General features: G+C 74.3%; 1 protein-coding gene and 1 pseudogene. Both read right to left on the bottom strand.

Annotated elements, in window-relative coordinates; all coding sequences use genetic code 11:
* Nucleotides 1-2,859, bottom strand: a pseudogene (locus ACFUNE_RS11735) (type I polyketide synthase); the annotation flags it as partial.
* Nucleotides 2,795-13,111, bottom strand: a complete 10,317-nt coding sequence (locus ACFUNE_RS11740) for an SDR family NAD(P)-dependent oxidoreductase (RefSeq protein WP_383565293.1) — start codon at nucleotides 13,109-13,111, stop codon at nucleotides 2,795-2,797. The gene ACFUNE_RS11740 and the pseudogene ACFUNE_RS11735, both read right to left, overlap by 65 nt.
* Between the last annotated feature and the right edge of the window lie 10 nt (nucleotides 13,112-13,121).

The raw sequence follows: 13,121 nt of genomic DNA on the forward strand, positions 1-13,121 counted from the left end.
GGTGTGGGCCTGACCGGCTGCGTGCAGCACAGAGCCGGCTTCGGCTGCCGGTCGGCGGATCAGGGGCAGTACGGCGGGACCCGCCGGATCCCCGCCGAGGCAGTCCGCGGTCATCGCTGTGACCGTCGTGTCCGGGCCGATCTCGATGAAGACATCGGCACCCAGCTCCCGGAGGGCTGCCACCCCTTCCTGGAACCGCACCGTCCCCCTGACCTGCGCGGACCAGTGTCCGGGGGCGGAGAGCTCGGCGCGGCCGACCGGCCCGCCGGTCAGATTGGAGATCAGCGGGACCACGGGTTCGGCCACGGTCAGCGCCGAAGCGGCCCGGTCGATCGCCGCCAGGGCTCCGTCCATGCGCGGCGAGTGGAAGGCGTGGGCGGTACGCAGCGGCTTGACCCGCGCCCCTTCGGCACGCCAGGCGGCGGCGAGTGCGCGGACGGCTGCGGGATCGCCGGACACCACTGTCGAGCGGGGGCCGTTGACGGCCGCGACGGCCAGCAGGTCACCGTAGGGCGCCAGCGACTCCCGCACCTCGGCCTCGGGGGCTCTCAGCGACACCATGGCGCCCGGCGGGGTGGATTGCATGGCCCTGCCGCGTGCCACCACGAGCCGGGCCGCGTCCTCGAGACCCAGGGCCCCGGCTACATGGGCAGCGGTCAGCTCACCGACCGAGTGTCCCAGTACGGCGGCCGGCCGGAGGCCGAAGGACCCGGCGAGCCTGGTCAGGGCGAGTTGGGTGGCGAACAGGGCGGGCTGGGTGAACTCGGTGCGTTCCAGCAGCTCCGCCTCCGGGGTCCTGGAAACCGCGAGGACGAGCTCGGACAGCGGCGGAGCGTGCTCGGCGCGGGCCTCGGAGCGGGCCCGGTCCAGGGCGGCGCACGCCTCCGCGAAGGCATCGGCGTAGACAGGGAAGTGCCGTAGGAGTCCGGCGCCCATTCCGGGGCGCTGGGTGCCCTGACCGCTGAAGACGAACGCCGTGACCGGCGCGGACCGCGCCTCGGTGAAGGACGAGGAGGGGCCGGCGAGCGCGTCCAGCTCGCGGAGCAGCTCCTCCGTGACGGTGCCGACCGCGACGGCCCGGTGGCGGAACGCGGTACGGCCGGTGGCCAGGGTCCTGGCCACCGCCGCCAGGTCGGTGTCCGGCCGCTCACGCAACAGGGTCGCCAGTCGGCCTGCCTGCTCCCGCGCCGCCTGCGGGGAGCGCCCGGAGACCGGCCAGATCACGGCGGGTGCCAAGGGCTCGGACGTGGCGGCGGGCCTCTCCCCCGCAGCCGTCCGGAGGTTCCCCGAGTCCGTGCCACGGGATTCGGCCTGCGGTCCGGACGCCCCGGAGTCCGACCCGTCGGCCGTCGTGCTGTCGTCCGCGCGGGACGCGACGGGCCCGGCGCCCGCCCGCCCGGCCGGGGCGGGGACGTATTCCTCGACGAGCAGGTGCGCGTTGGTGCCGCTGATGCCGAAGGAGGACACCCCGCCGCGGCGCGGCTTCCCGTCCCTGGACGGCCAGGATCGGGAGGCCGTGGCGACGGCCACCCGGTCGGCGGGCCAGTCCACCAGGGGAGACGGTTCGCCAACGTGCAGGGTGGCGGGCAGCACACGGTGCCGCAGCGCCTCGATCACCTTGATCACCCCGGCGACCCCGGCCGCCGCCTGGGTGTGTCCGAGGTTGGACTTGACCGAACCGAGCAGCAGCGGCGCCGGGCGGTCGTCCGCTCCGTAGGCACCGATCACCGCGCCGGCCTCGATCGGGTCGCCGAGCCCGGTGCCCGTGCCGTGCGCCTCGACCAGGTCCACGTCCGCCGGGGTCAGCCCGGCGTTGCGCAGGGCCGCCGCGATCACCTTCTCCTGGGCCGATCCGCTCGGCGCCGTAAGGCCGTTGCTGGCGCCGTCGGAGTTGACGGCAGACCCGGCGAGCAGCGCCAGCACCGGATGGCCCCGCCGTTCGGCGTCGGCAAGTCGCTCCAGGACGAGGAGTCCGGCGCCCTCGCCGAATCCCGTACCGTCCGCTCCGTTCGCGAAGGCCTTGCACCGGCCGTCGGCGGCGAGGCCGCCCTGCACCGCGAAGTCGGTGAAGACCCGAGGCGTCGCCATCACGGTGACCCCGCCGGCCAGCGCGAGGTCGCACTCGCCCCTGCGCAGTGCCTCGGCCGCCAGGTGCAGCGCGACCAGCGAGGAGGAGCAGGCGGTGTCCACGGTCAGAGCGGGTCCTTCGAGACCGAGGGTGTAGGCGAGCCGTCCGGAGGCGATGCTGGACGCGTTGCCGGTCATGAAGTACCCCTCGTACCCGGGAGGGGTCTCGTCGGCCGGGGGCGCGTAGTCCTGGTAGATGACGCCCGCGTAGACACCGGTCGCGCTGCCGCGCAGCGTGGCGGGGACGATCCCGGCGCGTTCCAGAGCCTCCCAGGCGATCTCCAGGAGCTGCCGGTGCTGAGGGTCCATCGCTGCGGCTTCCTTGGGTCCTATGCCGAAGAATCCGGCGTCGAATCCCGCGGCGTCGTCGAGGAACCCTCCGGCCGCCGTGTACGCGGCAGCTGTTTCCGGCCAGCCGCGGTCTCCGGGCGGCGGGCCTATGGTGTCGGTGCCGTCCGCCACCGTCTTCCAGAGGTCCTCGGGTGAGCGGATGCCGCCGGGGAAGCGGCAGGCGGCGGAGACCACGGCGACCGCGTCCGGCCGCCGCGCCGAGCCGTCCCCTGCGGTGGCCAGTGCCAGCTCCGCCTTCACCCTGGCCAGTTCGCCGGTGGTCCAGCGCAGGTACTCGATGAGCTTCTTCTCGTCCGCCATGGGGGTCGGATGCCTTTCAGGATCGGAGTTCGGAGTCGATGAACCGGAACAGCTCCTCCGCGTCCGCCGGGAGCCCGGCAGGGGTGTCGGGCCCGGCGCCCACCGGTACGAGCTCGTTGAGCAGATGGCTGACGAGAGCGTCCGGGGTCGGGTGGTCGAACACGAGGGTGGCGCCCAGGCGGAGCCCGGTGGCGCGGCCCAGCCGGTTGCGCAGTTCCACCGCGGTCAGCGAGTCGAAGCCGAGCTCCTTGAAGCTGCGTCCGTCGTATCCGGAGCCGTCGCCACCACTGCGCCCGAGCACGGTCTCGACATGACTGATGACGGTCGCGGAGACCAGTTCACGCCGACGGGCGGGCTCGGCCGCCGCCAACCGGTCCGCCAGGGTCTCCGCGGTGCCCCCGGCCCGCGGCGTCCCCCCGACGGCCGGTGCGGCCAGGTCCGCGATCAGGGAGCGCAGGGGCGGCGGTGCCGGGTCGGCGCCGCGGGCCAGCCGTGCAAGGTCCAGACGGGCCGCGACCAGGGCGGGATCACCCGATTCCAGCGCCGCGTCGAGCGTGGCGAGGCTCTGCGCGGCGGGCAGCGGAAGCATCCCCGACCGGGACATCCTCGCCCGGTCCGCGTCGGAGAGACCACCGGTCATGGTGCTGTCGGACTGCCACAGGCCCCAGGCCACCGAGGTGGCCGCGTACCCGGCGGCGGACCGTGCTGCGGCCAGCGCGTCGAGGTAGACGTTGGCCGCGGCGTAGGCACCCTGTCCCGGGCTGCCGACGATGCCCGCGGCGGAGGAGAAGAGCACGAAGGCGGCCGGGTCGGCATCGCGCGTGAGCCGGTCCAGGTGCCGGGCACCGTCCGCCTTCGGACGCAGTACGGCGTCGAGGCCTGCCGCGTCGAGCGAGCCGAGGGTCGCATCGGCGAGGACGCCGGCCGCGTGGAAGACGCCGGTCAGCGGACGGGACGGGTCGATGCCGTGCAGCAGCCGTGCCACCTGCTCCTCCTCGGCCACGTCGACGGCCACCGCGGTCACCTCGGCCCCCAGGGCGGCGAGTTCGGCCGTCAGACGGCGCACGGTCCCGCTCTCCGGACCCCGGCGGCCGGCCAGCAGCAGATGCCGGACACCGTGCCGGGTGACGAGATGGCGAGCGACCAGACGGCCGACTCCCCCGGCCGCGCCGGTGACGAGCACCGTGCCCTCCGGATCGAAGGGCCGGGGCAGCCGCAGTGCGACCTTGCCGGTGTGCCGGGCGAGGCTGAGGTGGCGCAGCGCCTTGGACGCCCGGCCGGTATCCCAGGAGGTGACCCGCAGCGGAGTGAGGACTCCGGAGCGGAACAGCGCGGCCAGCTCGCCAAGGATCTCCCCGATCCGGTCGGGTCCCGCGTCCATGAGGTCGAACGACCGGTAGCCGACGCCGTACCTGGCCCGGATCGCGAACACGTTACGGATGTCGGTCTTGCCCATCTCGACGAACCGGCCGCCCGGGGCCAGCAGTTCCAGAGAGGCATCGGTGAAGGGGCCGGCGAGGGAGTTGAGCACGATGTCCACGCCCCGGCCGCCGGTGGCCGCGCGGACGGCATCCACGAACGACAGGTCCCGGGAACTCGCGATGTGGGCATCGGGCAGCCCCGCTGCCCGCACGGCGTCCCGTTTCGCCGGTCCCGCCGTGCCGAACACCTCGATCCCCCAGTGGCGGGCGAGCTGGATGGCGGCGCCGCCGACCCCGCCCGCGGCGGAGTGCATCAGCAGCCATTCCCCCGGCTGCGCGTCGGCGAGGTCCCGCATCGCGTAGTAGGCGGTCAGGAAGACGGCGGGAATCGTGGCGGCCCGGGCGAAGCCGATTCCTTCCGGGACCGGGGTGAGCAGCCGGTGATCGGTCACCGCGACCGGGCCGATGCCTCCCGCGATCAGGCCCATGACGGCATCACCCGGCCGCAGCCCGGTGACGGAGTCCCCGACGGCCAGGACCACGCCCGCACCTTCGGTGCCGAGTTCGGCGTCACCGGGGTACATCCCCAGCGCGAGCATCGCGTCACGGAAGTTCAGCCCGGCGGCACGGACGGCGATGCGCACCTCGTGCGGCGCCAGCGGTTCCTCGGGGACGGCGGTGTGCACCAGGTCGTCCACGGCCCCGCTGCCACCGGTCGTGAGCCGCCAGTTCCCGGTGCGCGGGGGCTGCGCACCCGTAACCCTCCTGCGCAGTGCCGGTGCCAGCAGTTCCCTCCCGCGGAGCGCGAGTTGCGGTGGGGTGCCGGCACCTCCCGAGGCGATCAGTCCGATGGCGGCGTGCTCGGCCGCCCCGTCCACGGCGGAGGCCGGCAGGTCGAGCAGGAAGACCCGGCCGGGTTCCTCGGACTGGACGCTGCGGACCAGGCCCCACAGTGCCGCGCCCACCGGGCTGCCGGCCTGTTCACCGGGCACCGCGCCGACGGCACCACGGGTCCGTACGACGAGGGCTGCGGTGGCGAGCCTCGGCTCGGCGAGGGCGTCGCGCAGGGTGTGCGCCACGGACAGCAGGCCGTCCCGGAGCGCATGTGCTTCGTCGTCGGATCCGGGCTCCGGTTCCGGCAGGTCGATGACGAGGGCGTCCGGCACGTCCTCACCACGATCGAGCCCTTCGAGGACCGGGGCGAACCCTGCGGATCCGCCCGGTCCCACCTGCCTCACGAGCGGTGCGGGGGCGAAGTCCTGGGTACCGGGGCCCGCGGGGAGCACCACTCCGCTCGCTTCCCAGTGCAGTTCGTGGAGGAGTTCGCCGGGATCGCGGTCGGTGGTACGGAAGGTGACCGCGTCGATCGAGGCGACCGGTTCGCCCTGCGGGCCGGCCAGGGTCACGGAGACACCGTCCGTCCCTCCATGGGTCACTCTGACGCGGACGGCGGCCGGGAAGGTGCCGAGGCTTTCGTAACCGCGCCAGACGAACGGCAGCCGGACCTGGCCGTCGTCGGGGAAGACCCCGGCGAGCGCGGCCAGGTGCAGGGAAGCGTCCAGGACCGTCGGGTGGACCGCGAAGCCGGGCTCGGGCGGTGTGTCCGTGGACACCTCCGCGTACACCTCGTTCCCGGAGGCGGAGCGCCAGGCCTCTCGGACGCCCCGGAAGGCGGCGCCGTAGCCGTACCCCTTGAGGGCGAGGTCCTCGTACAGACCGCTGACGTCGAGCGGTTCCGCGTCGGCCGGCGGCCAGGGTCCGGCGGAGTGGCCGCCCGTCGCGGGGGCCAGGGTGCCCACCGCATGGGTGGTCCAGGGGGCACCGAGTGGACCGTCGGAGTCGGTCGTGGCACGGGCGTGCAGGGCGAGAGAGCGCCGTCCGTCGTCCTCGGCGGCTCCGGCCGTCAGCAGGATCTCGACCGGTTCGCCGGTGAGGACCAGGGCCTGCTGGAGGACGAGTTCGTCGAGGCGGGCCGATCCGGCGAGTTCACCGGCGTAACGGGCGAGTTCGGCCAGCACGGCGCCGGGCACCAGGACCGTGCCGTCCACCGCGTGGTCGGCCAGCCACGGCTGGGCGGTGAGCGAGAGCTGTCCGAAGAGCTGGACGCCGTCGCCGCCGGGGACCCGTACGGCACCGGTGAGCAGCGGGTGACCGACCTCCCTGGCGCCCGGGATCGCGGTGCCGCCGGGGGCGGCGGGCGCGGCGTCGAGCCAGTACCGCTGCCGGTCGAAGGCATAGGGGGGAAGGGGCGGAAGTCCGGCCCGGCGTGCGCCGGTGTGCCTCCGCCAGTCGATCCGGACGCCGTTCACCCAGGCCTCGGCCACCGACCGCAGCACACGGCCCGGCCCGCCCTCGTTCCTGCGCAGGGTGCCGAGCACCGCGGTGCGAGCGGTCCCGGCCGTGTCCAGGATGTCCTGGACGCCGGTGCCGACCACCGGGTGCGGACTCACCTCGATGAACACCCGGTGTCCGGAGTCGACGGCGGCCCGGACCGCCGGGCCCAGCAGTACGGTCCGGCGCAGGTTGTCGTACCAGTAGCCCGGGGTGCCGAACGCCGGGTCCCCCGGTTCGACGAGACGGCCGGTGACGGTGGAGAAGATGTCCGCCGAGGGGGCGGCGAGCCGCTCCGGTTCGGGCAGCACGGCGCGCAGTTCCTCCTCCAGCGCCTCCACGTGGTCCGAGTGCGAGGCGTAGTCGACGTCGATCAGCCGCACGCGGACTCCGGCGTCCTCGAACGCCGCCCTGGCCCGGGCCACCGCCTCGGTGCCGCCCGAGACCACGGTCGATTCCGGACCGTTGACGGCGGCGATGCCCACCGCCGCACCGGTCTCCCGCAGCACCGCCCGCGCCGTGTCCTCGGACGCGGCGACGGAGAGCATGGCACCGGTGCCGGCGAGCGCGGTGAGCGCCCTGCTGCGCAGGGCCGCCACGGCCGCCGACTCGCTGGGGGTCAGGGCGCCTGCGGCCAGGGCCGCGGCGATCTCGCCCTGGGAGTGTCCGACGACGGCGGCGGGGCGTACCCCGAAGGACGCCCAGACCGCGGTCAGCGCGGTCATGGTGGCCCACAGCACGGGCTGGACGACGTCGACGCGGTGCAGCCCGGTCCCTTCGCGGAGGGCGTCGAGGAGCGACCACCCCGTCAGCGGGTCGAGCAGTCGGGCACATTCCTCGATCCGCTCGGCGAACACAGCCGAGCTGTCGAGGAGTTCGCGGGCCATGCCGTCCCACTGGGCGCCCTGGCCCGGATAGAGGAACACCGGAGTACGGGACTCGGTGGCGTATCCGGTGACGACGTAGGGCGACGGCTTGTCGTCGGCGACCGCCCGGAGCCCGTCCAGGGCCTGCTGCGGGTCTTCGGCCACCACGACCGCCCGGTGGGAGAACTCGCTTCGGACATGGACGAGTTCGGCAGCGACGTCGGCCAGGCCGGTCTCCGGGTGGGCGAGCAGGTAATGGTGCAGCCGGTCGGCCTCCCCGGCGAGTGATCGGGCCGATCCGGCGGACAGGACCAGCACGGTGGGACCGGCCGGGCGCTGCGGCGCGGATGCCGGCGCGGGGTCGACTGCGGGCGGCTCCTCCAGTACGACATGGGCGTTGGTGCCGCTCATCCCGAACGCGGAGACGCCGAAACGCCTCGGCCGCCCGCCCTGCGGCCAGGGGGTGTTCTCTGTGAGCAGGGCTACCGCGCCCCGGCCCCAGTCCACGTGCCGGGAGGGGGTGTCCGCGTGGAGGGTCCGCGGCAGCGTCCGGTGGGCCAGCGCCTGCACCATCTTGATGATGCCGCCGACCCCGGCGGCGGCCTGGGTGTGGCCGATGTTGGACTTCAGCGAGCCCAGGTACAGGGGTGCCCGGCCTTCCCGGTCGACGCCGTAGGTCCCCAGCAGGGCATGGGCCTCGACCGGGTCGCCGAGGGTGGTTCCCGTGCCGTGGGCCTCGACCGCGTCGACGTCGGCGGGTGTCAGACCCGCGTTGTCCAGAGCGGCCCGGATGACGCGTTCCTGCGCGGGGCCGTTGGGAGCGGTGAGCCCGTTGCTCGCTCCGTCCTGGTTCGTGGCGGACCCCTTGAGGACGGCGAGCACCGGGTGCTGGTTGCGGCGGGCGTCCGAGAGCCGTTCCACCAGGAGCAGCCCGACACCCTCGCTGAAGCCGGTGCCGTCGGCCTCGTCGGCGAACGCCCGGCAGCGGCCGTCCGGTGACAGCCCGCGCTGCCGGCTGAACTCGACAAACGTCGACGGGGTGGCCATCAGCGTGGCGCCCCCGACGAGGGCGAGATCGCATTCGCCCGCGCGCAGCCCCTGCGCTGCGAGGTGCAGGGCGACCAGGGAGGAGGAGCAGGCGGTGTCCACGGTGACGGCCGGGCCTTCGAGACCGAAGCTGTAGGAGATGCGGCCCGAGGCGACGCTGCCCGCGCTCCCGGTGCCGAGGTATCCACCGTGTTCCCCGGGGTCGGCCTGGGCCCTGCCGCCGTACTCGGTGTAGATGAGGCCGACGTAGACGCCGGTCCGCGAGCCGCGCAGGGCCCGGGGGTCGATCCCGGCGCGCTGGAAGACCTCCCAGGACGCCTCCAACAGCAGCCTCTGCTGGGGGTCGGCGGCCGTCGCCTCACGCGGGTTCATCCCGAAGAACTCCGCGTCGAACGCCGCCGCGTCGTGCAGGAACCCGCCCTGCCGGGCGTAGGAGGTGCCCGGGTGGTCGGGGTCGTCGTGGAAGAGGTGGTCCAGGTCCCAGCCGCGCCCTTCGGGGAAGGGGCCGATGGCGTCGCCACCGCGCTCCAGCAGCTCCCACAGCTGTTCCGGGGTGCTGATGCCGCCCGGGTACCGGCAGCCCATGGAGACGATCACCACCGGGTCGTCGTCGTGCGGGGTGACGGGCACCGGGCTGGGCCCTGTGGCCGCTCGCGGACGGGCGGACTCGGCGAGGTGGGCGGCGAGCGCGCGGGGCGTGGGGTGGTCGAAGACCACGGTGGCGGGCAGCTTGCGACCGGTCACGGTCCCGAGGTGGTCGCGCAGCCGCACCGCGGTCATGGAGTCGAGTCCGAGGTCACGGAAGGGGCGTTCCGGCCGGACCTCCTCGGGAGAGTCGTAGCCGAGGATGGCGGCGACGGCGCGGCGCACCGTCACGAGCAGCCGCTCCTCCCGGTCCTCCGCGTCCAGGGAGGCCGGCGCGCCGGGGACTTCGGCCGCGGCCGCGTCGGGAGCGCGGACGGGGAGCCTGAGCCGCAGCGCGGAGGTACGGCCGTCGCCCTGCCCGGCGCCGGGAGCCGCCCGGGCCGGTTCGAGGGTACGCAGCCGCAGTTCGGCGACGGTCAGGACCGTACGGCCGTCCTCGGCGGTGGCGGTGAGGGCATAGGCCTCGGGAGCCGTCGTCGTGACGTGGACGTGGAGTCGTGCGGGAAGGTCTCCGTACTGCCTGACTCCGCTCCAGCTGAAGGGGACCGCGACGGCAGGAGGTGCGTCGGTGTCCGGGCCGCGGTCCGGATCCTCGGTGAGCACCCGTTTCAGCAGCACGGCCTGCACCAGTCCGTCGAGCAGGGCGGGGCCCCGGCCCGCCTCTGCGGGGCCCGTGATCTCGGCGTGCAGTCCGGAACCGTCCGCCCAGGCGGCGCCGACGGCGCGCAGCCGCGGTCCGTAGTGCACGTCGTGGCCGGCCAGCGCCGCGTAACCGGCGTCGGTGTCCAGTGGAGCGGCGCCGGCAGGGCGTGGGATCACGGTCGGTGCGGAGGTGGGCTCGTCCCGGGTCCGGCGCAGCAGGCCGGTCGCGTGGAGTCGCCAGCCGTCCGCAGCGTCGTCCGGGGCCCGGGTGTGCACGGTGAACGAGGCGCCGTCCGGATCGGCGTCCGCCGTGAGCTGGAGCTCCAGCGGCGGCCCGCCGCCGGGGACACCGACCGGGGCGAGGAGGGTGATCTCCTCCAGATGGTCGAGGCCGAGCCGGGAACCGGCGGCCAGGGCGAGGCCGGTGAGCGCGCTGCCGGGCAGCAGCAGCCTTTCGCCGAGCCGGTGCTGGCCGGTCCACTCGTTCTCGCCCGCCGGTACAGCGCCGCTGAAGAGCACCCCGCCGCCGTCGGCGCGCTCCAGCACCTCGCTGATCAGCGGGTGCGGCCCCGCTGCCGCGGGCGGTGCGAGGACACCGCCGCCGTGGTGGGTGTCGAGCCAGAAGCGCCGCTCCTGGAAGGCGTAGGTGGGCAGGTCGACGGTGCGGCCCGGGGTGGCTGACTGCCAGTCGACCCGGCCTCCGTGGGCGTACAGATCACCGGCGGAGACGAGCAGAGCGCCCAGCGAGCCGTGGTCCCTGCTCAGGGTGGGTGTGGCATGCGCGGGGAGCCCGCGGGACTCGAACGTGTCGCGAAGGGCGCTGGTGAGGACCGGGTGCGGACTGATCTCGACGAACAGGGTGTGGCCCGCCTCGGCGAGGGCGCCCACGGTGTCGGCGAGCCGTACCGGCTCTCTCAGGTTGCGGTACCAATAGGCCGCGTCCAGCTCGGTGGTGTCCGTCTCGGCGGTGGTGACGGTGGAGTGGAAGGGTACGGAGGAGGACAGCGGCCGCAGGTCGGCGAAGCGGTCCAGCAGGGGGCCGCGCAGTGCCTCGACCGCCGGGGAGTGCGAGGCGTAGTCGACGGCGATCGCTCGGGCGCGGATCCCGTCCCGCCGGCAGGCCTCGACGAACTCGGCCACCGCGTCGGCCGCGCCCGAGACCACCGTGGCCCTGGGGCCGTTGACGGCCGCGACTGCGATCCGGTCGGCGTCGGGGAAGCGGGCCCGTACGTCGGCGGAGGGCAGCTCGACCGAGGCCATGGCACCCTGCCCGGCCAGATCGAGCAGGGCCTTGCTCCGCCCTGCGACGAGGGCCGCCGCGTCGTCGAGGGTGAGGGCGCCCGCGACGTGGGCGGCGGCGATCTCTCCCTGTGAGTGGCCGACGACACCGGCGGGTTCGACACCGAGGGAGCGCCAGGCCGCGGCGAGCGACACCATCACGGCGAACAGCGCGGGCTGGACGATGTCGACCCGGGCGAGCGCGCTGTCGTCGTCGCTCGACACGACGTCGATGAGGTCCCAGTCGACGTGCGGGGCCAGCGCGCGGGCGCAGCGGTGCATCTCGTCCCGGAACGCCTGCGAGCCGGCGAGGAGTTCCCGGGCCATTCCGGCCCACTGCGACCCCTGTCCGGGAAAGACGAAGACAGGACGCCCTGCGCCCTCGGCCACTCCGAACGCGGTGCCCGGGGAGGGGAGCCGCTCCGCCGCCGAGGCCAGTTCACGGTCGAGGGCGGTGCGCCCGGTACCGACGACGACCGCCCGGTGCGGCAGGGCGGCACGACCGGTGCGCAGGGTGTGGGCGACGTCGCCCGGGGAGAGTTCGGGATGGCCGGCGAGATGCGTGCGGAGCCTCTCGATCTGGGTGTCGAGAGCGGCGGCGGTCCGGCCGGACAGCAGCCAGGCCGTCGGTACCTGGTCCGCCTCACCGCTGGGACCCGGCCCGGGGGCTTCGTCGAGGGCGGGGGCGGCCGGCGGTGCTTCGTCGAGGGCGGGGGTGGCCGGCGGTGCTTCGATGATGGCGTGGGCGTTGGTGCCGCTGATGCCGAAGGAGGAGACAGCGGCGCGGCGGGGCCGGTCCGCCTCCGGCCATACGCGTTCCTCGGTGAGCAGCGAGAGCCCGCCGTCCGACCAGTCGACGTGGGGCGACGGCTCGTCGATGTGCAGGCTGGCCGGCAGCACGCCGTGCTCGATGGCCAGCGCCATCTTGATCACACCGCCGATCCCGGCGGCGGCCTGCGTATGGCCGATGTTGGACTTCAGCGAGCCGAGCCAGACAGGGCTGTCCGCCGTACGGGCGCTGCCGTACGTCGCGATGAGCGCACCGGCCTCGATGGGGTCGCCGAGCCCGGTGCCGGTGCCGTGACCCTCGATGACGTCCACGTCCCCGGGGCCGATCCCGGCGTCCTTGAGGGCGGCGCGTATGACACGTTGCTGCGCCGGCCCGTTGGGTGCGGAGAGCTGGGTGCTGGCCCCGTCGGAATTGACGGCGCTGCCGCGCAGCACGGCGACCACCCGGTGCCCGGCCTCCTGGGCGTCGGAGAGGCGCTCGATGAGGACGAGGCCGACCCCCTCGGCCCAGCCGGTGCCGTCGGCCGAGGCGGCGTACGCCTTGCACCGGCCGTCCGGCGAGAGTCCGCGCTGGCGGCTGAACTCGACGAACGTGGACGGAGTGGCCATCACCGTGGCGCCGCCCGCGACGGCCATCCTGCAGTCGCCCCTGCGTACGGCCTGGGCCGCGTAGTGCAGGGCCACCAGCGAGGACGAGCAGGCCGTGTCGACGGTGACGGCGGGTCCTTCGAGGCCGAAGGTGTAGGCGATCCGTCCCGAGGCGATGGACCCGGCGCTGCCGGTGCCGATGAACCCCTCGAAGCCCTCCGGTGCGGTGGTGTGGCGGGAGCCGTAGTCGTCGTACATCACTCCGGCGAAGACTCCGATGGACTCCCCGGACAGGGACAACGGGTCGAGCCCGGCCCGCTCGAACAGCTCCCACGAGGCCCGCAGGAGCAGTCGCTGCTGCGGGTCGATGGCGAGCGCCTCTCGGGGGCTGATCCCGAAGAGCCCGGCGTCGAAATCGGCGGCGTCGTGCAGGAATCCGCCCTCGCCCGCGTAACTGGTGCCCTCCTTGGCCGGGTCCGGGTCGACGAGCCGGTGCAGCGGCCAGCCGCGGTCCTCCGGGAACGGGGTGATCGCGTCGGTCCGGTCCGCGACCAGCCGCCAGAGGTCCTCAGGTGAGGTGACACCGCCCGGGTAGCGGCACGCCATGCTGACGATGGCCAGGGGCTCGTGCGCGGCCTGCTCGGCCCGTTCGAGCTCTGCCCGGGTGCGGAGCAGGTCGTTGGTGGTCCGGCGCAGATAGTCCCGGAGCCTGTCTTCGTTCGCCATCGGTGATCCG

Origin of the sequence: Streptomyces sp. NPDC057287 (assembly GCF_042667905.1) — a bacterium.
Lineage (GTDB): Bacteria > Actinomycetota > Actinomycetes > Streptomycetales > Streptomycetaceae > Streptomyces.